This window comes from Trinickia acidisoli, from assembly GCF_017315725.1.
Lineage (GTDB): Bacteria > Pseudomonadota > Gammaproteobacteria > Burkholderiales > Burkholderiaceae > Trinickia > Trinickia acidisoli.
In genome coordinates this window covers 161,931-186,779 of record NZ_JAFLRG010000001.1, presented here as the reverse complement: position 1 = coordinate 186,779, position 24,849 = coordinate 161,931, and the positions used below count along the sequence as shown (strand labels likewise).

The following is a 24,849-nucleotide window of genomic DNA, read 5'->3' as shown; positions in this document are numbered from 1 at the left end:
GACTGCAAAGCTTCAGACTGATATCTGCATGATGTCGTTGTAGGCGGCCACGAGCTTGTTGCGAACTTCCAAGCCGAATTGCAGGCCGATGTTCGCCTTTTGCATGTCCACCATCACGTCGCTCAGCGAAACGTTCGGCGAGCCGAGCTCGAATGCCTGCGACTCCCCGACCGCTTTGTTTTGATCGTCGCTGATCTTATCGATCGAGCTCTTGAGCACCGTGGCGAAGCTGCCGGCCGTCGCCGCGCCCGACTGTTCGCCCAGCGCGGCGGCGTTCGATGCGCCGGCCGCTTCGGCTGCCATGGACTGCATCTGCTGCAGCGCCGACGTAAGCGGATTGACTGGCACGGTCATGATTTCTCCAGAAAAAGGGGCGAAAGGCCGCCGCCGTCCGAATGCGCGACGCACTGACCCATCACGGTGAATGAGGATAGCAGCGGGCCTTTTCGCAAACCCGTGAAACTAGGGGGGAAACCCGCTTCTATTCGACTGATTCAGTTGCAGATCGGTATGGATAATCCCAATCGTGAAAGTGTCCCGCCCGCCCCGACGCGGCTTCCCGCCTACTCGGACCCGCCGGCCGGACACCCCCGCATCCCGGAGAACCCCGACGCATGGATTCGCAGGCCAATTCTTTGATCAATCCCGACGCCCGCATGGGCCTCGCTAGCGCGCCCGCAGGCGCCGCCGGCGCTGGCGCCCTGCAAGGCGCGGGCGGCGCGGCCGACCTCGGCGGCATCGCCCAGCGGCTGTCGTCGTTCTCGCAGATGCGCGGCAACCCGCGCGCGCCGCTCATCATCGCCGTGGCCGTGTTCGTGGCCGTCGTCACCGCGCTCGTGCTCTGGAGCCGGACCCCCGACTATCGCGTGCTGTATAGCGGCCTGTCGGATCAGGACGGCGGCTCGGTGCTTGCCGCACTGCAGCAAGCGAACGTACCCTACAAGTTCTCCGACGGCGGTTCGGCCATTCTCGTGCCGTCCGATCAAGTCAACGAAGTGCGGCTGAAGCTCGCCTCGCAAGGCCTGCCCAAGAGCGGCTCGGTCGGCATGGAACTGATGGACAACGAGAAGTTCGGCATCAGCCAGTTCGCCGAGCAAGTGAACTATCAGCGCGCGCTCGAGGGCGAACTCGAACGCACGATCGAATCGATCTCCGTCGTGCGCCAGGCGCGCGTGCATCTGGCGATCCCGAAGCCTTCCGTATTCGTGCGCGACCAAGAGGCGCCCACGGCGTCGGTGCTCGTCAATCTCTATCCGGGCCGCACGCTCGACGACGGCCAAGTCTCGGCGATCACGCACATGGTCGCCTCGAGCGTCGCCGATCTGCCCGTCAAGAACGTCACCGTGGTCGATCAGGACGGTACGCTGCTCACGCAGCCTTCGTCGGGCGCGGGGCTCGACGCCTCGCAGCTCAAGTACGTCCAGCAAGTCGAGCGCAACACGCAGCAGCGCATCGACGCGATCCTCGCCCCGCTGTTCGGCGCCGGCAACGCGCACTCGCAAGTGAGCGCCGACATCGATTTCTCCCAGATGGAGCAAACGGCCGAAACCTACGGCCCGAACGGCAACCCGCAGCAGGCCGCGATCCGCAGCCAGCAGACGAGCGAGGCGAGCGATCTGACGCAAAGCGGCGCCTCGGGCGTGCCCGGCGCGCTGTCGAACACGCCGCCGCAACCGGCCTCGGCGCCGATCGTCGCCGCAAGCGGCGCCGCCGCCACGGGCGTGACGACGACACCGGTCAGCGAGCGCAAGGACGCCACGACGAACTACGAGCTCGACAAGCGTGTCAGCCACCTCGAGCAGGCCAAGGGCGGGATCAAGCATTTGTCGGCGGCGGTCGTCATCAACTACCAGCGCGTCGTCGACGCCAAGGGCCACGCGACGATGCAGCCGCTCACGCCCGAGAAGCTCGCGCAAGTCACGCAGCTCGTGAAGGACGCGATGGGCTTCGAGGTCAAGCGTGGCGACTCCGTCAACATCGTCAACGCGACCTTCACGACCGAAGCCGATCCGCTCGCGAATCTGCCGTGGTGGCGCCAGCCCGACGTCATCGCGCTCGCGATCCAGGCGGCCAAATGGATCGGCATCGGCATTGCCGCGCTGCTCCTCTATCTGATGATGGTCAAGCCCGCGATGCGGCGCGCGTTCCCGCCGCTCGAGGCGCGCGCGGCGGCCGACGGTCAAGCGGCGAGCGCGTTCGACGGCCCCGGCGAGCCGATGCTGCTCGACGGCGGTTCGCCGACGCCGATCACGACGGCGATGGAGCATGAAGACGACATGGAGCAAAACCTCCTGGCCTTCGAGAACGAGAAGCACAAGTTCGAACGGAACCTCGATTACGCGCGCACCATCGCGCGCAAGGATCCGAAGATCGTAGCGACGGTTGTCAAGAATTGGGTGTCCGATGAGCGCTGAAGGGGTGACGAAGAGCGCGCTTCTGCTGATGTCGATCGGCGAGGAAGAAGCCGCTGAAGTATTCAAGTTTCTCGCGCCGCGCGAGGTGCAGAAGATCGGCGCCGCCATGGCCTCGCTCAAGAACGTGACGCGCGAGCAGGTCGAGAACGTGCTGCAGGACTTCGTCAAGGAGGCCGAGCAGCACACGGCGATGTCGCTCGATTCGAACGACTACATCCGCTCGGTGCTGACCAAGGCGCTCGGCGAAGACAAGGCCGGCGTGCTCATCGACCGTATCCTGCAAGGCAGCGATACGAGCGGCATCGAAGGGCTCAAGTGGATGGACTCGCCCGCCGTGGCCGAGCTCATCAAGAACGAGCACCCGCAGATCATCGCGACGATTCTCGTGCATCTGGACCGCGATCAGGCTTCGGAAATCGCCGCTTGCTTCACGGACCGGCTACGCAACGACGTGCTGCTGCGCATCGCCACGCTCGACGGCATTCAGCCGGCCGCGCTGCGCGAGCTCGACGACGTCCTCACGAGCCTGCTCTCGGGGAGCGACAACCTCAAGCGCAGCCCGATGGGCGGCATCCGCACGGCGGCCGAAATCCTCAACTTCATGCCGACCCAGCACGAAGAATCGATTCTCGAGAACGTCCGCCAGTACGACGCGGACCTCGCGCAAAAGATCATCGACCAGATGTTCGTGTTCGAGAACCTGCTCGACCTCGAAGACCGGGCGATCCAGTTGCTGCTCAAGGAAGTGGAGTCGGAAGCGCTCATCATTTCGCTCAAGGGCGCGCCGCCCGCGCTGCGTCAGAAGTTCCTCTCGAACATGTCGCAGCGCGCGGCCGAGCTGCTCGCCGAGGATCTCGACGCGCGCGGTCCGGTGCGCGTCTCGGAAGTCGAAACGCAACAGCGCCGCATCTTGCAGATCGTGCGCAACCTGGCCGAGAGCGGCCAGATCGTGCTTGGCGGGAAGGCGGAAGATGCCTATGTCTGATTCGGGCCGTTCGAACAAGAAACCCGTCTCCGCGTATCAGCGCTGGGAGATGGCTTCGTTCGACCCGCCCCCGCCGCCCGATCCGGTCCGCGAGAACAAGCTCGTGCAAGAGGTGCATCGCATTCGCGAAGCGGCCCACGCGCAAGGGCTCGCCTCGGGCCATGTCGCCGGCCAGGCGATCGGCTATCAGGCCGGATTCGACCAGGGCCATGCCCAAGGGCTAGAGAAAGGCCGGCAGGAAGCGCATGCCGAGGCCGCGCGCCTCGCGGGCCTGGCCGATGCGTTCAAGGCCGCCCTCGATGGGGCGCAAACGGAAATGGCCGAGTCGCTCGTCGCGCTCGCGCTCGACATCGCCCAGCAGGTCGTGCGCCAGCACGTCACGCACGATCCGGCCGCCCTGCTCGCCGCCGCGCGTGAAGTGCTCGCGGCCGAGCCGGCGCTCGCGGGCGCGCCGCAGCTCATCGTCAATCCGGCCGATCTGCCGATCGTCGAAGCCTATTTGAAAGACGAACTCGATACGCTCGGCTGGAACGTGCGCACCGACGTCGCCGTCGAGCGCGGCGGCTGCCGCGCGCAGGCCGCAACAGGCGAAATCGACGCCGCGATCGGCACGCGCTGGCAGCGCGTGGCGGCCGCGATCGGCAAAGTGAGTCAATGGTGAACGAAGCCACCGTCCAGTCGTTGCGCGCAAGCGGCCTCTCGCCGCTCGAGGTCGAGCTCGCGCTTGCCTCGTTCAGCCCCGAGGCGATGCCCGAAGCGCGCCGCGCGCTCGCTCCGGCCGGCGACCTGGCCTTGGCCCGCGCCGATTCGGCGGACGAGTTGGCGGCGATCGATGCCATCGACGCCATCGCGAAGGCGGCATCGAGCGAAGACGCGCCCATGCCCACGCAGCCGCCTCACGGCGCCCGGGCGCCGCAAGCAAGCGCGGCCGCCTCGCTCGCCGGCTTCACGCCCAATCCCGCGCTCGCGAACAATCGCCATCTGGCGGCTTGGCGCACGCGCCTTGGCGCTTTGCGCGAACGCAGCGCGCTCGCCCGGCCGCTGTCGGCCTGCGGTCGTCTCACGCGCGCGGCGGGGCTCGTGCTCGAAGCAATCGGGATGCGGCTGGCCGTCGGCGCCGAATGTTTGATCGAGATGCCGCCCGGCAGCACGCTGCCGATGGCCGAGGCCGAGGTGGTCGGCTTCGCCGGCGATCGGCTGTTTCTGATGCCCACGACCGAAGTGGCGGGCCTGCTGCCCGGCGCGCGCGTCTATCCGCGCGAAAGCGCACCGCTCGCCGATCCGCTCGCGGGTGCCAAGCGCCTGCCGGTGGGCTGGGGCATGCTCGGACGCGTCGTCGATTCGTCGGGCCGGCCGCTCGACGGCCTCGGACCGCTCGATACCCACGCCGACGCCCCGCTGTCGGCGCCGTCGATCAATCCGCTCAAGCGCGAGCCGATCCAACAGGTGCTCGACGTCGGCGTACGCGCGATCAACGCGCTGCTCACTGTCGGACGCGGCCAACGCATGGGCCTGTTCGCCGGCTCGGGCGTCGGCAAATCGGTGCTGCTCGGCACGATGGCGCGCTACACGAGCGCCGAGGTGATCGTGATCGGGCTCATCGGCGAGCGCGGCCGCGAAGTGAAGGAGTTCATCGAGCAAATCCTGGGCGCGCAGGGGCTCGCCCGCTCCGTCGTCGTGGCGGCGCCGGCCGACGTCTCCCCGCTCATGCGGATGCAAGGCGCCGCGTACGCCACCTCGCTCGCCGAGTACTTCCGCGATCAGGGCAAGCACGTGCTGTTGATCATGGATTCGCTGACGCGTTACGCGATGGCGCAGCGCGAGATCGCGCTCGCGATCGGCGAGCCGCCGGCGACGAAGGGCTATCCGCCGTCCGTTTTCGCGAAAATGCCGGCGCTCGTCGAGCGCACCGGCAACGGCCCGGCCGGCGGCGGTTCGATCACCGCGTTCTATACCGTGCTGACCGAAGGCGACGATCAGCAAGACCCGATCGCCGATGCGGCGCGCGCGATTCTCGACGGCCACATCGTGCTGTCGCGTTCGCTCGCCGAAGCCGGCCATTACCCGGCGATCGACATCGAAGCCTCGATCAGCCGGGCGATGACGGCGCTCATCGACGAGAACCATCTGGAGCGCGTGCGAATTTTCAAGCAGATGCTGTCTCGTTATCAGCGCAATCGCGACTTGATCAACGTCGGTGCCTATTCGAGCGGGCGCGATGCGCTGCTCGACCGGGCGATCGCGCTGTATCCGCGCATCGAAGCGTTCTTGCAGCAGGGCTTTCGCGAATGTGCACCGTTCGACGCAAGCCTCAATATGCTAGGTGCGTTGTTTGAATGAGGAGTCCTAAGCGATGGCGAATCATTTCCCGATCAAGACGCTGATCGACCTCGCGCAAAACGACGTCGACGCGGCGGCCAAGCAGCTTGGCCGCGCGCAGCGAGAACGCACGGACGTCCAGACGCAGCTCGACGCGCTGGTCCGCTATCGCGATGAATATCACGCGAACTTCTCGGCTTCGGCGCAGACGGGCATGCCGGCCGGCAACTGGCGCAACTTTCAAGCGTTCATCGATACGCTCGACGCGGCGATCGAACAGCAACGGCGCCTCCTCGCCGCGGCCACCTCGCGCGTCGAGACGGCCAAGCCCGAGTGGCAGCGTCAAAAGCAAAAGCTGGGCTCGTACGAAGTCTTGCAGGCGCGCGGCGACGCGGAGCAGGCGCGCGTCGCCGCGCGGCGCGAGCAACGCGACACCGATGAGCATGCCGCCAAGATGGTGCGCATGCGGCTCGAAAATTTGAATTGAACCGGAATCGAATCGGCCCGGACGGCGCGGAAACGCGGCCGACGGACCGCCGAACATAAAGGCATACCCATGTCGCCCATCTCCATCCTCGGGTCTCTTTCTGGCGCATCGAGCAACTCGCCCGGCAGCGCGGGCTCGGGCTCGAACGCGCAAGCGGCCACGCCGTTTTCGCAGACGCTGCAGCAAAGCGTGAACGCGCAGCAGCAGGCGGCGCAATCGGCACAATCGGCACAGTCGGCGCAACCCAACACGGGCGCATCGTCCGCGAACGGTGCGCAGAACGCCGGCGCGTCGCAATCGGCGTCGAACGGCAGCCAAGCCGCGAACGGCAACGGCAGCTCGGCCTCGCAGGGGTCGTCAAGCACGACAGGCAGTGCCGATGCATCGTCATCACAAGCGAGCGCGGGGGCAAAGCACACCGACTCGTCCTCGACCTCGCAGCAGCAAGCCAGCCAAGCACAAAGCGCTGCCAACGCAAGCACCGCGGCCGCGCAAGCGGCCGCCGCTGCGCAAGCCACGGCGCAACAGATGCAAACGGCGGCGCAGCAGGCGCAGGCCGCGGCGACCGGTGCCACGGCCGACGGCACGTCCGACACCGCCGATGCCACGACCGGGACCGACGCCGCTGCGGGTGCATCCGGCACGGCGTCGAAAGGCACGGCCGCACCCAAGACCGTACGCGCGGCGCTCGAAGCCGCCTTGGCCGCGCAAATGGGTATGCAAAGCGCGGCGGCGGCCGCGGGCGCCACGGCCTCGAGTGCCGCGGCCAACACGCCTGGCACCCAAGCGCTCGGCAGCAGCGGCGGCTCGAGCGGCACCGGCAATCTCGGCAACGGCATCGGCTCGCTGCCGCTCAACGGCAAGGCCGTCACCGAACTGACGAGCGACGGCAAGAGCGCGAACGCACAGGCGATCGGCAACGCGACCGAGGAAGCCGCCAAGTCGACGGCCGGCACCACGGCTTCGTCCGACAGCACGGCCGTTGCCACGGCACAAGCGAGCGCGAGCGGCGGCGACGCCACGACGGCGATCGCAACGCTCAAGGACAACGCTCAGGCGAGCACCGCGGCGCTGGCTGCGACGCAAGCCGCTTCGGCCTCGAGCGTGGCCACCGCCCAAGCGGCCGCGGCCACACCGAACGCAGCAGCGGCCGCGGCGGCTTCGCTCGCGCCGGAAGTGGGCACGCCCGATTGGGAAGACGCGCTGAGCCAAAAGGTCGTCTTCCTCTCGAATGCGCATCAGCAAAGCGCGGAACTCACGCTGAACCCACCCGATCTCGGCCCGCTGCAGGTCGTCCTCCAAGTGGCCGACAATCACGCGCACGCGCTGTTCGTCTCGCAACACCAGCAGGTGCGCGAAGCGGTCGAGGCGGCGCTGCCGAAGCTGCGCGACGCGCTCGCATCCGGCGGCCTCGGCCTCGGCAGCGCGAGCGTCAGCGACGGGTTCGCCCGTCAGGCGAACCAGCAGCAGGCGGGCAACCAGAGCGGCGGCCGCGGCCGGCGCGGCGGTAGCGGCTCGAGCGACAGCGACGACACGGTGGCCTCGACCGCCACGGTCAGCACGCGGCGCACCGTCGGGCTCGTCGACACCTTCGCCTGACGCCCCGCACGGGCCGCGATGCTGCGCCGCACGCCCCCGCGGCGCAGCCTGGGCAGGCGCAGGCCCACACCCTTGTCCCTAGGTGCTGGGAGCGGATTTTGCTCCTCGCTTTTTCTCGCGGTCTCGGCGCTATCGTCTTAAACGGACGAGATGGCGTCGAATGTCCCTTCTTTTCGGCTTATCGCCAAAGCCCGCTATAGCCAACAATTCACCCTACCGCATTCACGCAAAGCATTGTCATGGCATCCACGACCGCAAGTCAGCAGACCGTCGACGTTCCCAAGAAATCGGGCAAACTCAAGCGCATCGTGCTGATCGCTCTGATCACGCTGTTGGCGGCCGGCGCCGCTGCCGGGGGTATGTACTTTTTTCTGTCCAAGCACGGGCTCGGCGGCCCGAGCAAGCCGGTGCCCCCGCCGCCCCCGCCGCCGCCTGTGTTCTTCGCGCTCGATCCGATGACGGTCAATCTGCTGTCCGACGACGGCCAGCACTACCTGCGCGTCGGCCTGTCGCTTAAGCTTGCCAATGAGAAGACGCAGGAGGGGCTGCAACTGCACATGCCGGAGATTCGCAGCCGCATCTTGCTCGCGCTGTCGAACAAGCATCCGGAGGATCTGGAGACGCTCGACGGCAAGCACGCGCTCGCGCAGGAACTGAAGACGCTGATCGAGAAGCCGACGGACCCGGGCGAGCCGCCCGTGCACGTCGAGGAAGTGCTCTTCACGGAATTCGTGGTCCAGTAGCGCGCGGTGCTCGGCGCAACGCCGGGCCGAACGCGCCACCTTGGCGATACTCACCAACCGCAACACAGGGACGAGCAAAGCGATGGGCCACGAAGAGTTCATGTCCCAAGAGGAAGTCGATGCACTCCTCAAGGGCGTAACGGGCGAATCCGATGCCGATACCGAGCACCGCGACAAGTCGGGCGTACGCCCGTACAACATCGCGACGCAGGAGCGGATCGTTCGCGGCCGGATGCCCGGCCTCGAAATCATCAACGAGCGCTTCGCGCGCCTCTTGCGTCTCGGCATCTTCAATTTCATGCGCCGCACCGCCGAGATTTCGGTCGGCCCGGTCAAAGTGCTGAAGTACAGCGAGTTCACACGCAATCTGCCGATTCCGACGAACCTGAATCTCGTGCACGTCAAGCCGCTGCGCGGCACGTCGCTGTTCGTGTTCGATCCGAATCTCGTGTTTTTCGTCGTCGACAATCTGTTCGGCGGCGACGGCCGGTTCCATACCCGGGTGGAAGGGCGCGACTTCACGGCCACCGAGCAGCGGATCATCGGCAAGCTGCTGCAACTCGTCTTCGACCACTACACGACCGCGTGGAAGAGCGTGCGGCCGCTGCAGTTCGAATTCATGCGCTCGGAGATGCACACGCAGTTCGCCAACGTCGCGACGCCGAACGAAATCGTCATCGTCACGCAGTTCTCGATCGAATTCGGCCCGACGGGCGGCACGCTGCACATCTGCATGCCGTATTCGATGATCGAACCGATCCGCGACGTGCTGACTTCGCCGATCCAAGGCGAGGCGCTCGAAGTCGACCGCCGCTGGATCCGCGTGCTCTCGAAGCAAGTCCAGGCTGCCGAGGTCGAGCTGACGGCCGATCTAGCCCAAATCCCCGTCACGTTCGAGGACATCCTCAACATGCGCGCGGGCGACGTGCTGCCGATCAACATTCCCGAGAACATCGTGGCCAAGGTCGACGGCGTACCGGTCATGGAATGCGGCTACGGAATCTTCAATGGTCAATATGCGTTGCGCGTGCAAAAAATGATCAGCGCAGCGGACAACACGATTAAGGAAACGGAATATGAGTGATCTGAACGCGACCCCGGGCGAAGGCGCCGGCCAAGTCGACGCGCAAATGGCCGCCATGGCCGCCGAGACCGCCAAGAAAGCCGCCGCGGCCGCGGACGACGAGGGCGGCCTCGACGATTGGGCTGCCGCACTGGCCGAGCAGAACTCGAACCCGACGCCCGCGCCCGCGGCCGGCGTGTTCCAGCCGCTGTCGAAGGTCGAGCCGACGTCGACGCGCAACGACATCGACATGATCCTGGATATTCCCGTCCAGATGACGGTCGAGCTCGGGCGCACGAAAATTGCGATCCGCAATTTGCTGCAACTTGCGCAAGGTTCCGTCGTCGAACTCGACGGGATGGCCGGCGAGCCGATGGACGTGCTCGTGAACGGCTGTTTGATTGCCCAAGGTGAAGTCGTCGTGGTCAACGACAAGTTCGGCATCCGGCTGACCGACATCATCACGCCGGCCGAGCGCATTCGAAAATTGAATCGATGAAAGCTCGCTTGCACCGTGCGCCGCTGCTGCGGCGCGTGGCGGCAATCCTCGCGGCGTATGCGGCAGCGGCAGCCGCATCGGCGGTGTTCGCACCCGCGGCCATGGCCGCCGACATGAACGCGGTCAACCACGCCGCGCAAATCGCCTCGCGCGTAGGGGCCGGCACAGCCGTGCCGTCCATCGGCGTGGGCGCCGTGCTACAAACGCTCATCGGCTTGGCCGTCGTCGTCGCGCTCGTGTTCGCCTGCGCGTGGCTCGCCCGACGCCTGGGCCTGCAGCCTTCGGCGCGCGGCCAGCTCGTGCGCACCGTCGGCGGCGTCTCGCTCGGCGGCAAGGAGCGCGTGGCCGTCGTCGAGATCGGCGACACCTGGCTCGTGCTCGGCGCCTCGCCCGGCAGCGTGCGGCTGCTCCATTCCATGCCGGCGCCGACGGCCGATGCCCGCATCGGCACGCCCGTCAGCGGCGCCGACCCTGCGGACAGCACCCTGCCCGGCACGTTCGGCTCGCGCTTTCGCGCCGCGCTGGCCGGTGAAGCAAGAAAGCGGTTTTCTCGGCCTTCGGGCGGAGGCAAGTAAAAAATGTCGTCCAGGCCCATCGTGCGGCTCGCGCGCGCCGCGCTACCCGCACTGCCCTTTTTGATCTTCACGCTGCTGCCGCAACTCTCGCACGCGCAAACGGCGCCGACGGGACTCCCCGCCTTCACGACGAGCCCCGGCCCGAACGGCGGCACGACCTACTCGCTGAGCGTGCAGACGATGCTGCTGCTCACGATGCTGTCGTTCCTGCCCGCGATGGTGCTGATGATGACGAGCTTCACGCGCATCATCATCGTGCTCTCGCTGCTGCGCCAAGCGCTCGGCACCACCACGACGCCGCCGAATCAGGTGCTCGTCGGGCTCGCGCTGTTCTTGACGCTGTTCGTGATGTCGCCCGTCATCACCAAGGCTTACAACGACGGCTACAAACCGTTCGCCGACGGCACGATTCCGATGGAGACGGCGGTGACGCGCGGCGTTGCCCCGTTCAAGCAGTTCATGCTGAAGCAGACGCGCGAATCGGATCTCGCCCTATTCGCGAAGATCTCGCATTCGCCGCCGCTGCAAGGGCCCGAGGACGTGCCGCTCTCGCTGCTCGTGCCCGCGTTCGTCACGAGCGAGCTCAAGACGGCCTTTCAGATCGGTTTCACGATCTTCATTCCGTTTCTGATCATCGACATGGTCGTTGCCAGCGTGTTGATGTCGATGGGGATGATGATGGTCTCGCCCGTCACCATTTCGCTGCCTTTCAAGCTCATGCTGTTCGTGCTCGTGGATGGTTGGCAACTGCTCATCGGCTCGCTCGCGCAAAGTTTCGCCTGAGCCCGCTTCCGAGTTCACCGATGAGCCCGCTTTTCCGAGGACCGCTCTCATGACGCCCGAATCCGTACTGACGCTCGCGCATCGCGCAATGTACGTCGCCTTGCTGCTCACGGCGCCGCCGCTGCTCGTCTCGCTGATCGTGGGCTTGCTCGTGAGCTTTTTCCAGGCCGCCACGCAGATCAACGAATCGACGCTTTCGTTCATCCCGAAGCTCATGGCCGTGACGATCACGCTCGTCATTGCGGGCCCATGGATGCTCTCGATCGCGCTCGACTACATGCGCGAGATGCTCACGAACATCCCTCAGCTCGCGGGGTAAAGCGCGCCGGCCCCGCCCCCACCGATGTTCACGGTCACCTACGCACAGTTGAACGCCTGGCTCACGGCGTTCCTCTGGCCGTTTACGCGCATCGTCGCGCTCGTCGCGGCTTCGCCCGTGTTCGGCCATACGTCCGTGCCCGCCCGCATCAAGATCGCCCTCGCGGCGTTCATCACGCTCATCGTGGCGCCCACGCTGCCCGCGATGCCGCAAGCCACCGTCTTTTCGGCCACCGGCGTCTGGATCATGGTCACGCAGTTGTTGATCGGCGCGGCGCTCGGATTCACGATGCAAGTCGTGTTCGCCGCCGTCGAGATGGCGGGCTCGCTCGTCGGGCTGCAGATGGGGCTCGGCTTCGCGACGTTCTTCGATCCGGGCTCGGACGCGTCCTCGCAGGTCATCTCGAGCTTTCTGAACGTGGTCGCAACGCTCGCGTTCCTTGCCTACAACGGCCATCTGCAAGTGATCGCAGCGCTGATCGAATCGTTCCAGTCCGTGCCGATCGCGTCGGCCGCGCTTGGCCCGCCGGGGCTGAACACGCTCGCGCAATGGGGCGGCGCGATTTTCACGGCGGGCCTGTTGCTGTCGCTGCCCGTCGTCATCGCTCTGCTCATCGCGAGCCTGTCGCTCGGCATCCTCAATCGCGCCGCCCCGCAGATCGGCGTGTTCCAGATCGGCTTCTCGGTCACGCTGATGGTCGGCATGCTGCTCTTGATGCTGATGCTGCCGAACATGATTCCGTTCTTCGCGCATCTCGTCGATACCGGTATCGACGAGATGGGGCGCGTCGCCGCGGCGCTGCGTTAGCGCATCGCCCGCCGCTCCCGCGTCGCCCATAAAAAAAGCCGAAGTCCCGACGACGGGGCTTCGGCCGGATCGCACGCCCTTGCGGGCGTGTGGCGTCAATCAGGAGCTGATGTACTGGAACAGCGACATGCCTTGAATCTGCACGAACGACTTCTGCGCAGCCTCCAGGGCGTTCTGCTCCTGCTCGTAGTTGCTGATGACCGACACCATGTTGATGTCGGTCAGATTCGACAGATTGCTTTGCGCTTGCAGTGAGTTCGACTGCGTCGTCGTCTGCAGCGCTTGCAACTCTTGCTCGCGGCCGCCGACCGACGCCTGAACCACGGTGATGTTCGTCAGCGAATTCTGGAAGGCCGCCGTGCCCGACGTCAGCGCGTTGGTCAGGTTCGCCGTGGCCGATGGGTTGTTGGTCGCCGGCGTTTGCAGTGCCGTGATGATCTTGTCGATCGTCGCAAACACGTCGCTGTTCTGCGACGACGTTGCCGGCGTGACCGAAAACGTATCTCCGGGGCTGGGCGCGCCGGAAATCGACACCTGCATGCCCGAACCGAGTTGAATCGGCGTACTCGCGTTGAAGGCCGTGGCGGCCGTCGTCGTCGGCGGCACCGCCGTATTGTCGGTGACCGTGTACGTGGGCGCGGCGATCGTGCCGCCGAACGTGATCGAATAGCTGTCGTTGTTGGTCGTGGCCGATGCGTTCGTGATCGAAGCCGCACCGATCGTGCCCGTACCCGTGTTGGTCGAGCTGCCCGCCGAAACGGGCGACGTACCCACCGAAGGTACCGTGAGGAACACGCTCGCGCCGCTGTCGTTCGTCGCGATTTGCGTCGTGGAGGCCACCTGGGCTTGGCGCAGACCGTTGTCGCCGAGGTACGTCACCCCGCCGCCGGCGGCGTTGGCAAACGGAGCGGTCGACGCTTGATAACCCGAAAACAGGTAGTTGCCGGCGCTGTCGCTCGTGTTGGCGAGCGTCAGCAACTGGCTGCGATAGCCTTCCATTTCCTTCGCGATCGAGGAACGCTCGGCATCGCTCAGGCTGCCGTCGCCGGCCTGCGTGATCTGCGCGTTGATGCTTTGCATCGTGTTGGCCACGCTCGAGAGCGTCTCGTCTTCGAGCTGCAGCGACGAGAGCGCCGTGCTCTGGTTGCTCTGGTACTGCGTCAGCGTCGCCGACGTCATCGACAACTGCACGGCTTGCGCCGCGGCGAGCGGATTGTCGGCCGGCGTCGTCAGCGCCTGGCCGCTCGAGAGCTGCTGGTAGTACGTCGCGAGCTGGTTCTCCTGATTATCCATCGTCTGGATATTCTGGCTATAGAACTCGGAAGTCGAGATACGCATCGCTGACCGCCTTATTGGAAGATGCCGATCAAGGTTTGGAACATCGATTCAGCCGTCTGAATCACCTTGCTGTTCGCTTGATAGGCCTGCTGGTATTGCAGCAGGTTGGACGCCTCTTCATCGAGATTGACGCCCGAAACCGATTGCTGCGCCGACGTGATCTGCGTCACGAGCGCCGATTGCGACGTGCTCGCCGCCTGGAGTTGGCTCGCGGCATTGCCGACGTTGTCGACGTACGAGGCATAGGCGCCCGTCAGCGTCGAGGTACCGCCGTTCAGCGTGTTGTTGGAGACGATCTTCGACATCGCGAGCGCATTGCTGCCGTCGAACGTGCCCGTATTCGGCGCGATCGTGAACGTATCGCCGTTCGCGGGCGTGCCCGAAATCGACAGCGACACGCCGTTCGTGATGCCTGCCGGCGGCGGCTGCGTCGTGCTGTTGATCGTCAGCGTCGCGCCTTGCGCCGGGCTGTAGGGCACCGTCGTCGTCGCGGACGTGATCGGAATCGTCGTGGGCGGCGAGCCGGCGACCGTCACGGTCGTCCCCACTTGGAAGCCGCTCAGCGTGCCCGTCGTCGAATCGTACGTGAGCGTCGTCGTGCCCGAGATCTGGTAGCCGGCGCTCACCGTGCCTTGCGTGATCGACGCCGAGCCCGTGTTCTCGGTCGAGGCCGACGCGAGCACCGGCGACGCCGCCGCGATCGCCGACGGATTCGACGTGGTCAGCCCGAAACTGTCGAGCGCGCCGCGCGTGGGCTGGATCGTGAACGAATCGCCCGCGCTCATCGAGCCCGACGTGATGTTCAGCATGAGCCCGCCCATCGCGGTCGTACCGTTCGGCGCCGTGGCCGAGGTGCCGACGACGGTGCCCGTCGTCGTATCGGTCAGCGTGTACGTGCTGCCCGAGTACGAAAGCGCATAGTCGTCGCTCGTCGGTTGCGCGGCGTTCGCGAAGCTGACCGACAGCGTCGCATTGCCCGTGTTGGCCGCGTTCGAGTAGACGGTCGGGCTGCCGGCGGTGAACAGGTTGCCGCCCGCATTGCCCGACAGATCGAGCCCGAGCGCGTTTTGCGAATTCACCTGCGCGGCGAAGCTCGTCGCGATCGCGCCGAGCTGCGATTCGGCCGGATCGAGCGTCTGGCTGCGAAACGTGAGCAGGCCGCCGATGGTGCCGCCCGTCGTCGCCGACGACGACAGATATTCGACCGACGACGACGGTGGCGACGAACCGGCCATGCCGTTGTAGGTGACGGCGAGCTCGCTCGGATCGCTCTGCGACGTCGCCGTGCCGAGTTGGAAGCTTTGCCCCGCCACGACGAGCGGCTGGCCGTTACCCATGAAGACGCTGTAGCCGCTCGAGTTTTGCACGACCGACACGCCCACGAGTTGCGACAGATTCGCGACGGCCTCATCGCGCTGGTCGAGCAACTGGTTCGGCGGCTGGCCTTGCGCGCTCGCCGCGGCGATTTCCGTGTTCAGGCCGGCGATTTGCGACGTGTACGTGTTGACCGAATTGACGGCCGTCGTGAGCTGCGTGTTCACGCTCTGACGCAGTTGGTCGTATTGCTGGCCGGCCGCGTTGATCTGCGAGACGAGCGTTTGCGCGTCGCTGACCGCGGTCTCGCGCGTCGCCGTCGTATTGGGGCTGGTCGAGACGTCCTGCAGGCCCGTGAAAAACGTCGTGATCGCCGAGGAGATGCCGGAGGTCGGGCTACCCACGAGGTTGCTCAACTGCGACGCCATCGAGTAGTTGGCCGACAGCGCACTGTTCGTCGACGTGGCGTTGTTGAGCTGCGTGGACAGGTACTGGCTGTAGTTGCGCTGCACCGTGACGGTGTCGACGCCGTTGCCGAGATAGCCGGAGCCGGTGTACTGGCCGCTCGCCTCGGCATAGACCGGGTTCTCGACCGTGTAACCCGCCGTCGACGCGTTCGAGATGTTCTCGCTCGTCGTTTGCAGCCCCCATTGGGCGGCGTTGAGCCCGGACAGGCCGATGCTGAAAATATCGTTGGACATGCGTCTTCCTGAAGGGCAGACGCCATAGGGCCGTCCGCCGCGTTGAGGGAACACATGTATAACGGCCGCGCGAACGAAAATTTAAGGGGGCCGCATGTGCCGCCCCCGGATTTTTTTATGCCTTGACGAGCGAGCGCCGGCGCATCTCGAGTTGGGTGATCAGGCGCTGCAGCGTGTTCTCCGCGCTGCCGGGCAGCGCAACGAAACGCATGCCGAGCTGGAAGCGTCGGCCGCCGTTCGGCAGGTCGGTCGCACGCATCGAAACGAGTTCGAGATCGAGCGCAAGCATGCCGTGCCCGTTCAGGTGCACTTCGACGTCGGGGAGCATGGCGCCCATCGGCAATTCGGCGACGCGCTCGTCGGTCGTACGCAGCCCGATGCCGCCCAGCGACAAGTCGTGTACTTCGAAGCGGAACGTATCGCCGTCGGGCAACCGGCCGCGGCAGAAATAGGGATCGAGCACGGGCGCGTCGACGCGAAAGTACTCGCGGCGCTGCACGTAGAACAGCACTTCGGGAAACGGTGCTTCGAACGCGGGCAGCCCTTCGAAACGCGTTTCGGCCGGCGTGACGGTGGAAAACTCGACGCGCACGCCGTCGGGCGATGCGCGGAAGATGCAGTGAGGCGAGGCGAGCACGCCTTTGTTCTGCTCGGGCAGCGCGCCCCAATCGAAGGAAAACGTGCGTCCGCGCACGTCGACATCGAGAATCTTCGTGACGAGTTGCCCGTTCTTGTACTGAACGGTCAGAAAATCGCCGCGGTTGGCCAAGTTGCGGAGCTGAACGCCGATTTCGAGCGGATTGCGGCGACCGAAATCATGATAATTTTCGGCGGTATCCTCCGTCGGGCCAGTCGACTGATTGGTATCCATGGGCTCGGGTATGCGAACTTGCGCGGCACGCTACACGCGCCGGCGCCAAAGCTTTCGGATGCATTACAGCAATCCGAACAGGGTCTGTCTGATTAGCGGCATCGGACGTGCAAAGTTTAGAGGTATTCTCGAAATATTTTTTTAGTTTTCGAGCAAACACTCGGTTTTCGGCCTATGCCGGCAACCGTTGCTTTAACCCTTTTGCAGTCTCTCGCCGATGACCGGCGCCATTATCTGCGGCCGATGCGGCGTTGTCCATCGCGGCTCGGCCGACCGCCGTGCGGCGGTCGGCCTTCATGCCGTCTTTCCCTGCTGGCCCCGTCGCGCTCGAAAGCGCTCCCCGTTAAACACTCGTCATTACCGATAAAATCGGTCAAACCATCTGCCGCATGATCGAAATCAGCTTATTCGCGTAGTGCGGATCGGTTGCGTATCCGGCTTTCTGCATGCCGTGCGCAAAGCTCGCCGCGTCGCGTGACGTCGACAGCACCGACGCATAGCGCGGGTTGTCGCGCAGCATGCTCGCGTAGTCGGTCATCGCCTCGGTGTACGAACCGTAGGAACGGAATTTCTGAACGACCTTGCGCGGCTTGCCGTTCACGTATTCGGTCGTGACCGCCGACACCGTTTTGCCCGTCCAGTCCGGCGTCGCCTTGATGCCGAACACGTTATGACTCGACGTGCCGTTCGCGTTCTTGATCTCGCCTTTGCCCCAGCCCGATTCGAGCGCGGCTTGGCCGACGATGAAGCGCGCCGGGATGCCCGTCGCCGCGCTCGCGGCTTGCGCCGGCGCCGCCATCTTGTCGACGAACGCGTCGACCTTGGCCGAGGCGCCGTTGCCGCGCAGCGGCGGCGTCAGCGAGCTCTGCCCCGAGTAGCCCTTGCCCATCGCGAGCGAGCCGTTCGCCTGCGCGTTCGAATACGCGCGCGCGAGCGCACCCATCATGGCCGAATTGCCGGAGTCGCCGCTCCCGCCCCCGCCACCGCCGAGCAAGTTGTTCAGTGCATTGGACGAACCCGAGCCGTTCGCGCCGCTGCCGCCCATGTTGCGCGAGAGCTGCGTGATGAGCGCATCCGCCACCCCGATCCCCTTCGACGACAACTGCTGCGCGAGCTGTTGATCGAGCATCGACTGATACTGCTTGCTGTCGTTCGAATCGAGGATGCCGTCTTGCGGCGTCGCCTCGCGCATGCTCTTGAGCATCATCTGGATGAACACCGCGTCGAACTGGCGGGCCGTCGACTTCAACGCCTGCTGCGGCGAGGCCGCGGCTTGAGCGCGCAACGCGTCGAAGCCCTGCACGTCGAGCGCGAAGCGCTGCGAGATGTCGGTGCCGGTGTCGACTTTGCCGTCGTAGGTCGTGTTCGGGTTCATCAGGACACCTTCTTCTTAGATGATCTCGAGGTCCGCGCGCAATGCGCCCGCGGCCTTCATCGCTTGCAGGATCGACATCAAATCGGCCGGCGTCGCGCCGAGCGCGTTGAGCGCCTTCACCACTTCCGCCAGGTTCGCGCCCGCCGTGACGAGCTTGAGCGAGCCGTTGTCCTGCTTCAGTTGAATCTGCGACTGCCGCGACGAGACGGTCGTGCCGTTCGAGAACGCGCCGGGCTGGCTCACGGCCGTCTGCGTGTTGACAATGACCGACAAGTTGCCGTGCGCCACCGCGCAGCTTTGCAGCGTCACCATCTGATTCATGACGATCGAGCCCGTGCGCGAATTGAGAATGACCTTCGCGGCCGCTTGCGCCGGACGCACGTCGAGGTTCTCGAGCTGCGCCATGAACGCGACTTGCTGGCTCGGATCGATCGGCGCGCGCAGTTGAATCGTACGCCCGTCGAGCGGCGTGGCCGTGCCTTCGCCGAATGCGTTGTTGACCGCCGCCACGATACGCTGCGTCGTGTCGTAGTCCATGTCGTTCAGCTCCATCTGCATCGTGCCGCCCGCCTGCGCGACTTGCGTCGGCACGGCGCGCTCGACGATCGCGCCGGAGGGAACGCGTCCGGCCGCGAGCTGATTGACCTGCACTTTGCTGCCGTTGGCGCTCGCGCCCGCGCCGCCGACGGCGACGTTGCCCTGGGCCAGCGCGTAGACCTGCCCGTCGGCGCCCTTGAGCGGCGTGAGCAGCAGCGTGCCGCCGCGCAGGCTCTTGGCGTTGCCGAGCGACGAGACGGTAATGTCGATCGCCTCGCCCGGCCGCTCGAACGGCGGCAGCGTCGCCGTCACCATCACGGCGGCCACGTTCTTGAGCTGCATGTTCGACGCGGGGCTCGCGCCCGTCGATTGGCCGTTGTTCAGCGAGATGCCGAGGTTGGCCAGCATGTTCGTGAGCGTTTGCGTCGTGAACGGCGTTTGCGTCGTCTGGTCGCCCGTGCCGTCGAGGCCGACGACGAGGCCATAGCCGATCAGCGGGTTGTCGCGCACGCCCTGGATCTGCACGAGATCCTTCAGGCGCTCGGCATGCGCCGTACCGGCGCAGGCCAGCATGACGGGCACGCCGACGAGCACGAGTGCGCGGCGAACGGTATGAAGCGTGCGCAAGGCGCGCATGAACGAGGTCGTCATCGCGATCACCATGGCGCTATGTTGAGGAAGAAACGCTGGAGCCATCCCATCGTTTCCGCTTCGTTGATGTAACCCTTGGCCGAGTATTCGATGCGCGCGTCGGCCACCTGCGTCGAGAGCACCGTGTTCTCGCCCGACACCGTGTTCGGGTTGACCACGCCCGAGAAGCGCACGAACTCGTTGCCCTGGTTGATCAACATCTGCTTCTCGCCGCTCACGACGAGATTGCCGTTGGGCAACACGTTCGTGACCGTGACCGTGATCGTGCCGTTGAACGTGTTCGATGCGTTCGCGCCGCCGGAGCCGGCGAACGTGTTCGAGCCCGATGCGTTCAGATTGACGTGGTTGAACAGGCCCGAGAGAAAGCCCGCCGTCGGCACCGATGTCGCGGTGCTGCCGGCGCGGCCGGCGTTGGCCGCCGACGATTTCGTCGCGTTGATGTTTTCGGAGATGACGATCGTGAGGATGTCGCCGACGTTGCGCGGACGCTGGTCTTCGAACAGCGGATGGCCGGCGTAGCCGGGGTTGTAGATCGAGCCCGGCGGCTGCAGTTGCGGCGGCACCGGCGGCGTGGCCGTCATCGGCTGCTGCACGATCGGCTGGCGGTGCTCGATCTGCGCGCAACCGGCGAAAGTGCCCGTCAGCACCCCCGCGAGCGCACTCGCGAAGGTCAGCGTGGCTGCCGCGCGCAACCCGCGCACGCGAAAGGGAATTCGGCTCGTTTGCGACATCTTCGTCTACCGCCTGCTCGTCAAAGTCCTGCTTCCTACTCGCCTCAAACCGACATCTGGCTCAAGGTCTGCAACATTTGATCCGAAGTCTGGACCGCCTTGCTGTTGATTTCGTACGCGCGCTGCGTCTCGATCATGTTCACCAACTCTTGCACGACGTTCACGTTAGAAGCTTCGACGTAGCCCTGGTTCAGCGTGCCGGCACCGTTCAAGCCCGGCGTCGTCACGTTCGGCGCGCCCGAGGAGGTCGTCTCCGAAAGCAGGTTCTCGCCGTTCGATTGCAGACCGGCCGGGTTGATGAACGTGGCGAGCTGGAGCGTGCCGATCGTCTGGTTGTTGGTCGAATTGGGCAGCGTGATGCTGACCGTGCCGTCGCTGCCGATCGTCAGCGAGGTCGCGTTCTGCGGAATCGTGATCTGCGGCATGACCGGATAGCCGCTCGAGGTCACGAGCTGGCCCTGTGCGTTCGTCTCGAACGAGCCGTCGCGCGTGTAGGCCGTCGTGCCGTCGGGCATCTGCACTTGGAAGAAGCCGTTGCCGTTGATGGCGACGTCCTTCGAGTTGCCCGTTTGCGTCAGGTTGCCCTGCGTGTACAGCCGCTCGGTCGCCACTTGCTGCACGCCCGTGCCGACCTGCAGCCCGGAGGGCAGTTCGGTTTGCTGCGTGGAGTTCGCGCCGGGCTGGCGCAGCGTTTGATAGATGAGATCTTGGAACACCGCGCGCGAGCCCTTGAAGCCGTTCGTGCTCACGTTGGCGAGGTTGTTCGAGATGACATCCATCTGGTCCTGCTGCGCATTCATGCCGGTAGCGGCGATGTAAAGCGAGCGGTTCATGGTGAATCTCCTGGTAATGACAATCCGGTTCCGGCGAGGAACCGGTTAGCTGAACGTCAGTAGCTGGTTGGCCGACTGATCGTTCTGATCCGCCGTCTGCAGCAACTTCGTTTGCATCTGAAACTGGCGCGCGTTCGTGATCATCGAGACCATCGCCGCGACGGGGTTCACGTTGCTGCCTTCGAGCGCGCCCTGCACGACGTTGACGGTCGGATCGGCATCGGCCGGCTGGCCGTCGGCCGTCCGGAACAAACCGTCGTCGCCGCGCGTCATGGTGCTCGGGTCGGGATTGACGAGCTTGAGCTGGTCGAGCACGACGATTTGCGAGGGCGAATCGCCCGCGCCGAGCGCCGACACCGTGCCGTCCTTGCCGATCGTCACGCTCGCGCCGGGCGGCACCGAAATCGGGCCGCCGGTGCCGAGCACGGGCTGGTTCGTCGCCGTCACGAGCTGGCCGTTTTCATCGACGTGCAGATTGCCCGCGCGCGTGTAGGCTTCGTCGCCGTCCGCCGTTTGCACCGAGAGCCAGCCCGGACCTTGGATCGCGACGTCGAGCGGGTTGCCCGTCTGCGAAATCGGGCCCGGCGCGAAGTCCGATCCCGGCGTCGCGGTCAGTGCGAACGTGCGCGTCGTGTCGTTGTCGACCGTCGTGCCGTCGCCGAAACTCAGCGGCGCGTCGCGGAAGTTCGCGAGCTGCGCGCGAAAACCCGTCGTCGACGTATTCGCCAAGTTGTTGGCGACGACGGCCTGCTGCTCGAGCGCCTCGGAAGCGCCCGTCATCGCGGTGTAGATCAGTCGGTCCATGACTCGCCTTGTCTTGCGGTACGAAAAGCGCGCCGTGCGCTTACAGGTCGATCAGCGTTTCGTCGACGGTCTGCTGCGTCTTGATCGTCTGCGCGTTCGCCTGGTAGTTGCGCTGCGCCGTGATCAGATCGACGAGCTGGCTCGTCAAGTCGACGTTCGAATCTTCGACCGCGCCGCCCGTCAGCGTGCCGTGGTTCGTGCTGCCCGGCGCCGAAATTTGCGGCACGCCCGAGGCCTGCGTTTCCTCGTACTCGTTGCCGCCGAGGTCCTGCAGGCCGTTCGGGTCGTTGAAGTTCGCGAGCACGATCTGGCCGAGCGATTGCGTTTGGCCGTTCGAGTACGTGCCCGTGATCGTGCCGTTGGCGCCGATCGAGAAATTCGAGAGCTCGCCCGTGGCATAACCGTCTTGCTGCAGGTTGTTCACGCCGTCCGTGCCGCCGTATTGCGTCGAGCCCGTCAAGTTCAGCGTCAACGATTGCGGCGATCCGCTGCCGTCGGTGTTCGGCACCGTGAACGTGAGCTCGCCGGTGGCGGGCGACGTGGCCGGCGCGGTCGCCGCGGTCGAGGTCAGCGCACCGGACGAGCTGAAGCCGACCGAGCCGACCTGGCTGATCGTGCCGGTGGACGGGCCCGCGTAGACGTCCCACGAGTTCGCGGCCGTCTTCACGAAGTACATGTTGATCTGCTGCGACCCGCCGAGCGAGTCGTAGGTCTGGATCGACGTCGAGTAGTTGTACGTCGACGAGTTCGTCGACGAGAACGGCGTCACCGTCGGCACGCTGTCCTGCGAGTTCAGATTCAACTGCGCCGTGATGTTTTGCGTGGCAACCGGTGCGATGTTGGTCGTCGGGATTTGGATCGGCACCGTCTGCGCGGTGTTGATCACGCCGTTCGCGTTCGCCGCGTAGCCCATCAGTTCGAGCCCCGACGAATCCGTGATGTAGCCCTGGTTGTTGAGCTGGAATACGCCGTTGCGCGAGTAGGTCAGCGTGCCGTCGTTCGACATCTGGAAAAAGCCCGTGCCGTTGATCGCGACGTTCAGCGCCTGGCCCGTCGTCGTGAACGTGCCTTGCGTGAAGTCTTGCTGAACGCCCGCGAGCTGCGTGCCGATACCGATTTGGTTGTTGACCGACGTCGCGATCGTGTTCGCGTACAGGTCCGCGAACTGCGCCGTGCTTTGCTTGAAGCCGTCGGTGTTGGCATTCGCGATGTTGTTGCCGATCACGTCCAGATCGTTCGACGATGCGGACAAGCCGCTCAAGCCTTGTTGGTAGCCCATTTAAGTGGTCTCCCTGCGAATAAGTATCAAAGTTCGTTACATGATGGCGACAACACTGGTCGTACCGACCGTGCTGCCGTTGCTGAGCAAGAATCCCGTCGACCCGTCGCTTTGCTGGACGATGCTGTCCACTTGCGCGCCGGTCAGCGTCGTTTCGGATGTCGTCGCGCCGGTGCTGCTCGTGCCGACCGCGGAGATCGTGTAGGTGCCGTTGGCCAGCGTGTTGCCCGACGAGTCGGTGGGCGTCCAGCTCACCGGAACGGTGCCGGCCTGCTGCGCGCCGAGATCGATCGTGTTCACGATCTGGCCCGAGGAATTCTTGATCGTGACCTTCAGATCGGAGACGTTCGAGGCGACCGTCACCCCGAAGCCGGGCGAGGTGCCGCTCGAGACGGTCGCCGTCGAGCCCGCCACGAGGACGTTCTGGCCGATCAGCAGCGAGGATTGCGCGTTTTGGCCGGCCGAGAGCTGCGAGGCCAGCGAAGTCAGCGTCGTGTTCAACTGGCTGATGCCCGTCACCGTGTTGATCTGGGCGAGCTGCGCGGTCATTTGCGAGCTGTCCATCGGGTTGGTCGGGTCTTGGTTCTGCAACTGCGCCACGAGCAGTTGCAGGAAGGTCTGCTCCAAGCTCGTCGATGACGTCGCACTCGAGGACGATGAGCTCGAGGACGAGCTGCTACTCGACGAAGTGCCGTTGATCGTATCGAGCAACTGCGTCGAAACGGTGCCGCCGTTGCTGATGGTGGTATTGGATGACGTCACAAAGTTTCTCCTCAGGTGCCGATCGTCAAGGTTTTCAGCATCAGGTTCTTGGCGGTGTTCAGCGTCTCGACGTTGGCCTGGTACGAGCGCGAGGCCGAGATCATGTTCACCATTTCTTGCACCGGGTCGACGTTCGGCATCGTGACGTAGCCGTTCGAGTCCGCTGCGGGGTTGGTCGGGTCGTAAGTCGTCTTCATCGGTGTGGGGTCGTCGATGACGTTCGTCACCTCCACGCCGCCCACTTGCTGGCCGCTGGCCGTTTCCGCCCCGCCGATCGGCTTGACGCCGAACACGACCTGCTTGGCGCGGTACGGCTGACCGTCCGGGCCCGTCGTGCTGTCGGCGTTCGCGAGATTCGACGCGGTGACGTTGAGCCGCTCGGATTCGGCCGACAGCGCCGAGCCTGCAACGGTAAAAATGTTCATCAATGCCATGGCTTACGTGCCTCTTTCGATGGACGCTTGAACGATTCCTAAATAAAAGCGGTAGGCGCGCCTGCTCAGCCGCCCGACGTGATCGCCGAGAGCAGTTGCTTCATCTGCTGCGACACGGTGGTCATGCCTGATTCGTAATGCACGGTGTTGTCGGCAAATTGGACGCGTTCCGCGTCGAGATCGACGGTGTTGCCGTCGAGCGCCGGTTGTGTCGGAATCCGGTAGGCAAGCTTGCCGTAATCCTGGGTTTGGCCGCCGGTCGGAATGAGCTGAGCGTTGCCCGTCATGTGGCCGGGCTCCGTCGACGCCATCGTCATCCCGCTCGTCACGCCGGCCGGCTGGGCCAACGGCAACGCAGCCGCGCCCGAGCTGGCCATCGCGCTCGTACCCTGCGTCGCGCCGCTGCGCTGAAGCGCGGTGGCGAGCGACGAGCCGAAATCGACGTCGCGCGCCTTGTAGCCGGGCGTATCGGCGTTGGCGATGTTCGACGACAGCAACTCCTGCCGATAGGCGCGTACATCGAGCGCCTCACGGCCAAAGGCGAATTCGGCATCGAGTTTGTCCAGCATCGGTGTTTCTCCCGTTCTCAAGCGTCGGCCGCTTGTTGCCGCTTCTCGGCCTCACCC

Annotated in this window: 26 protein-coding genes; 13 read left to right on the top strand and 13 right to left on the bottom strand. The window is 65.2% G+C overall.

The window, feature by feature from the left end:
* Positions 1–12: 12 nt before the first annotated feature.
* Positions 13–354 (bottom strand): flagellar hook-basal body complex protein FliE, encoded by a 342-nt coding sequence (gene fliE / locus J3485_RS00875; protein WP_206950744.1) that lies wholly within the window; start codon positions 352–354, stop codon positions 13–15.
* 260 nt (positions 355–614) lie between these two features.
* Here fliE and fliF point away from each other — a divergent pair, with 260 nt between their 5' ends.
* The 13 genes from fliF (at position 615) to fliR (ending at position 12,593) form a co-directional block, all read left to right on the top strand.
* On the top strand, positions 615–2,414 hold the full coding sequence (gene fliF / locus J3485_RS00870; protein ID WP_206950743.1) for a flagellar basal-body MS-ring/collar protein FliF: 1,800 nt from the start codon (positions 615–617) through the stop codon (positions 2,412–2,414).
* Positions 2,404–3,399 carry a flagellar motor switch protein FliG gene (fliG, locus tag J3485_RS00865; RefSeq protein ID WP_206950742.1) on the top strand — a complete coding sequence of 332 codons (996 nt, stop codon included), beginning with the start codon at positions 2,404–2,406 and terminating at the stop codon, positions 3,397–3,399. Before fliF ends, fliG begins: the two co-directional genes overlap by 11 nt.
* Positions 3,392–4,060 (top strand): flagellar assembly protein FliH, encoded by a 669-nt coding sequence (fliH, locus tag J3485_RS00860; RefSeq protein ID WP_206950741.1) that lies wholly within the window; start codon positions 3,392–3,394, stop codon positions 4,058–4,060. The genes fliG and fliH overlap by 8 nt, the downstream gene beginning before the upstream one ends.
* Complete coding sequence (fliI, locus tag J3485_RS00855) at positions 4,057–5,739, top strand: flagellar protein export ATPase FliI (RefSeq protein WP_206955584.1); 1,683 nt, start codon at positions 4,057–4,059, stop codon at positions 5,737–5,739. Before fliH ends, fliI begins: the two co-directional genes overlap by 4 nt.
* 13 nt (positions 5,740–5,752) lie before the next feature.
* Positions 5,753–6,205, top strand: coding sequence for a flagellar export protein FliJ (gene fliJ / locus J3485_RS00850; RefSeq protein WP_206950740.1), 453 nt, complete (start codon positions 5,753–5,755; stop codon positions 6,203–6,205).
* A 69-nt stretch (positions 6,206–6,274) separates the two neighbouring features.
* Positions 6,275–7,804, top strand: a complete 1,530-nt coding sequence (locus tag J3485_RS00845; protein WP_206950739.1) for a flagellar hook-length control protein FliK — start codon at positions 6,275–6,277, stop codon at positions 7,802–7,804.
* Positions 7,805–8,043: 239 nt separating this feature from the next.
* A complete protein-coding gene (gene fliL, locus J3485_RS00840; protein WP_206950738.1) occupies positions 8,044–8,547 on the top strand; it encodes a flagellar basal body-associated protein FliL in 504 nt (167 codons plus the stop codon).
* A gap of 82 nt (positions 8,548–8,629) precedes the next feature.
* Positions 8,630–9,631 carry a flagellar motor switch protein FliM gene (gene fliM / locus J3485_RS00835; RefSeq protein WP_206950737.1) on the top strand — a complete coding sequence of 334 codons (1,002 nt, stop codon included), beginning with the start codon at positions 8,630–8,632 and terminating at the stop codon, positions 9,629–9,631.
* Positions 9,624–10,109 (top strand): flagellar motor switch protein FliN, encoded by a 486-nt coding sequence (gene fliN, locus J3485_RS00830; protein ID WP_206950736.1) that lies wholly within the window; start codon positions 9,624–9,626, stop codon positions 10,107–10,109. Before fliM ends, fliN begins: the two co-directional genes overlap by 8 nt.
* Complete coding sequence (fliO, locus tag J3485_RS00825; RefSeq protein WP_206950735.1) at positions 10,106–10,684, top strand: flagellar biosynthetic protein FliO; 579 nt, start codon at positions 10,106–10,108, stop codon at positions 10,682–10,684. Before fliN ends, fliO begins: the two co-directional genes overlap by 4 nt.
* 3 nt (positions 10,685–10,687) lie before the next feature.
* Complete coding sequence (fliP, locus tag J3485_RS00820) at positions 10,688–11,467, top strand: flagellar type III secretion system pore protein FliP (RefSeq protein WP_206950734.1); 780 nt, start codon at positions 10,688–10,690, stop codon at positions 11,465–11,467.
* 49 nt (positions 11,468–11,516) lie between these two features.
* Positions 11,517–11,786: a flagellar biosynthesis protein FliQ gene (fliQ, locus tag J3485_RS00815; protein ID WP_206950733.1), complete on the top strand. Its 270-nt coding sequence runs from the start codon at positions 11,517–11,519 to the stop codon at positions 11,784–11,786.
* Positions 11,787–11,810: 24 nt separating this feature from the next.
* A complete protein-coding gene (fliR, locus tag J3485_RS00810; protein WP_206950732.1) occupies positions 11,811–12,593 on the top strand; it encodes a flagellar biosynthetic protein FliR in 783 nt (260 codons plus the stop codon).
* A 99-nt stretch (positions 12,594–12,692) separates the two neighbouring features.
* Here fliR and flgL read toward each other — a convergent pair whose 3' ends face one another.
* The 12 genes from flgL to flgB form a co-directional block, all read right to left on the bottom strand.
* Positions 12,693–13,931, bottom strand: a complete 1,239-nt coding sequence (gene flgL, locus J3485_RS00805) for a flagellar hook-associated protein FlgL (RefSeq protein WP_206950731.1) — start codon at positions 13,929–13,931, stop codon at positions 12,693–12,695.
* Between the two features lie 11 nt (positions 13,932–13,942).
* Positions 13,943–15,946, bottom strand: a complete 2,004-nt coding sequence (gene flgK, locus J3485_RS00800) for a flagellar hook-associated protein FlgK (protein ID WP_206950730.1) — start codon at positions 15,944–15,946, stop codon at positions 13,943–13,945.
* A 115-nt stretch (positions 15,947–16,061) separates the two neighbouring features.
* Entirely contained in the window at positions 16,062–16,817 is a 756-nt protein-coding gene (locus tag J3485_RS00795; RefSeq protein ID WP_206950729.1) for a flagellar brake protein, read from the bottom strand.
* A 373-nt stretch (positions 16,818–17,190) separates the two neighbouring features.
* A complete protein-coding gene (gene flgJ / locus J3485_RS00790; protein ID WP_206950728.1) occupies positions 17,191–18,192 on the bottom strand; it encodes a flagellar assembly peptidoglycan hydrolase FlgJ in 1,002 nt (333 codons plus the stop codon).
* Positions 18,193–18,207: 15 nt separating this feature from the next.
* A complete protein-coding gene (locus tag J3485_RS00785) occupies positions 18,208–19,380 on the bottom strand; it encodes a flagellar basal body P-ring protein FlgI (RefSeq protein ID WP_374192397.1) in 1,173 nt (390 codons plus the stop codon).
* 5 nt (positions 19,381–19,385) lie between these two features.
* Positions 19,386–20,111 carry a flagellar basal body L-ring protein FlgH gene (gene flgH / locus J3485_RS00780; RefSeq protein ID WP_206950727.1) on the bottom strand — a complete coding sequence of 242 codons (726 nt, stop codon included), beginning with the start codon at positions 20,109–20,111 and terminating at the stop codon, positions 19,386–19,388.
* 44 nt (positions 20,112–20,155) lie between these two features.
* Positions 20,156–20,944 carry a flagellar basal-body rod protein FlgG gene (gene flgG / locus J3485_RS00775; RefSeq protein ID WP_206950726.1) on the bottom strand — a complete coding sequence of 263 codons (789 nt, stop codon included), beginning with the start codon at positions 20,942–20,944 and terminating at the stop codon, positions 20,156–20,158.
* Positions 20,945–20,989: 45 nt separating this feature from the next.
* Positions 20,990–21,748, bottom strand: coding sequence for a flagellar basal-body rod protein FlgF (gene flgF / locus J3485_RS00770; protein WP_206950725.1), 759 nt, complete (start codon positions 21,746–21,748; stop codon positions 20,990–20,992).
* 40 nt (positions 21,749–21,788) lie between these two features.
* Entirely contained in the window at positions 21,789–23,027 is a 1,239-nt protein-coding gene (gene flgE / locus J3485_RS00765) for a flagellar hook protein FlgE (RefSeq protein WP_206950724.1), read from the bottom strand.
* Between the two features lie 36 nt (positions 23,028–23,063).
* Complete coding sequence (locus tag J3485_RS00760) at positions 23,064–23,789, bottom strand: flagellar hook assembly protein FlgD (protein ID WP_206950723.1); 726 nt, start codon at positions 23,787–23,789, stop codon at positions 23,064–23,066.
* An 11-nt stretch (positions 23,790–23,800) separates the two neighbouring features.
* Positions 23,801–24,223, bottom strand: coding sequence for a flagellar basal body rod protein FlgC (gene flgC / locus J3485_RS00755; RefSeq protein WP_206950722.1), 423 nt, complete (start codon positions 24,221–24,223; stop codon positions 23,801–23,803).
* A 65-nt stretch (positions 24,224–24,288) separates the two neighbouring features.
* Complete coding sequence (flgB, locus tag J3485_RS00750; protein ID WP_206950721.1) at positions 24,289–24,792, bottom strand: flagellar basal body rod protein FlgB; 504 nt, start codon at positions 24,790–24,792, stop codon at positions 24,289–24,291.
* Between the last annotated feature and the right edge of the window lie 57 nt (positions 24,793–24,849).

Excerpts from the sequence above, each read along its gene's own strand:
- fliE (WP_206950744.1), bottom strand. The coding sequence starts at position 354 with ATGACCGTGCCAGTCAATCCGCTTACGTCGGCGCTGCAGCAGATGCAG.
- fliF (WP_206950743.1), top strand. The coding sequence starts at position 615 with ATGGATTCGCAGGCCAATTCTTTGATCAATCCCGACGCCCGCATGGGC.
- fliG (WP_206950742.1), top strand. The coding sequence starts at position 2,404 with ATGAGCGCTGAAGGGGTGACGAAGAGCGCGCTTCTGCTGATGTCGATC.
- fliH (WP_206950741.1), top strand. The coding sequence starts at position 3,392 with ATGTCTGATTCGGGCCGTTCGAACAAGAAACCCGTCTCCGCGTATCAG.
- fliJ (WP_206950740.1), top strand. The coding sequence starts at position 5,753 with ATGGCGAATCATTTCCCGATCAAGACGCTGATCGACCTCGCGCAAAAC.
- J3485_RS00845 (WP_206950739.1), top strand. The coding sequence starts at position 6,275 with ATGTCGCCCATCTCCATCCTCGGGTCTCTTTCTGGCGCATCGAGCAAC.
- fliL (WP_206950738.1), top strand. The coding sequence starts at position 8,044 with ATGGCATCCACGACCGCAAGTCAGCAGACCGTCGACGTTCCCAAGAAA.
- fliM (WP_206950737.1), top strand. The coding sequence starts at position 8,630 with ATGGGCCACGAAGAGTTCATGTCCCAAGAGGAAGTCGATGCACTCCTC.
- fliN (WP_206950736.1), top strand. The coding sequence starts at position 9,624 with ATGAGTGATCTGAACGCGACCCCGGGCGAAGGCGCCGGCCAAGTCGAC.
- fliO (WP_206950735.1), top strand. The coding sequence starts at position 10,106 with ATGAAAGCTCGCTTGCACCGTGCGCCGCTGCTGCGGCGCGTGGCGGCA.
- fliP (WP_206950734.1), top strand. The coding sequence starts at position 10,688 with ATGTCGTCCAGGCCCATCGTGCGGCTCGCGCGCGCCGCGCTACCCGCA.
- fliQ (WP_206950733.1), top strand. The coding sequence starts at position 11,517 with ATGACGCCCGAATCCGTACTGACGCTCGCGCATCGCGCAATGTACGTC.
- fliR (WP_206950732.1), top strand. The coding sequence starts at position 11,811 with ATGTTCACGGTCACCTACGCACAGTTGAACGCCTGGCTCACGGCGTTC.
- flgL (WP_206950731.1), bottom strand. The coding sequence starts at position 13,931 with ATGCGTATCTCGACTTCCGAGTTCTATAGCCAGAATATCCAGACGATG.
- flgK (WP_206950730.1), bottom strand. The coding sequence starts at position 15,946 with ATGTCCAACGATATTTTCAGCATCGGCCTGTCCGGGCTCAACGCCGCC.
- J3485_RS00795 (WP_206950729.1), bottom strand. The coding sequence starts at position 16,817 with ATGGATACCAATCAGTCGACTGGCCCGACGGAGGATACCGCCGAAAAT.
- flgJ (WP_206950728.1), bottom strand. The coding sequence starts at position 18,192 with ATGAACCCGAACACGACCTACGACGGCAAAGTCGACACCGGCACCGAC.
- J3485_RS00785 (WP_374192397.1), bottom strand. The coding sequence starts at position 19,380 with ATGACGACCTCGTTCATGCGCGCCTTGCGCACGCTTCATACCGTTCGC.
- flgH (WP_206950727.1), bottom strand. The coding sequence starts at position 20,111 with ATGTCGCAAACGAGCCGAATTCCCTTTCGCGTGCGCGGGTTGCGCGCG.
- flgG (WP_206950726.1), bottom strand. The coding sequence starts at position 20,944 with ATGAACCGCTCGCTTTACATCGCCGCTACCGGCATGAATGCGCAGCAG.
- flgF (WP_206950725.1), bottom strand. The coding sequence starts at position 21,748 with ATGGACCGACTGATCTACACCGCGATGACGGGCGCTTCCGAGGCGCTC.
- flgE (WP_206950724.1), bottom strand. The coding sequence starts at position 23,027 with ATGGGCTACCAACAAGGCTTGAGCGGCTTGTCCGCATCGTCGAACGAT.
- flgC (WP_206950722.1), bottom strand. The coding sequence starts at position 24,223 with ATGGCATTGATGAACATTTTTACCGTTGCAGGCTCGGCGCTGTCGGCC.
- flgB (WP_206950721.1), bottom strand. The coding sequence starts at position 24,792 with ATGCTGGACAAACTCGATGCCGAATTCGCCTTTGGCCGTGAGGCGCTC.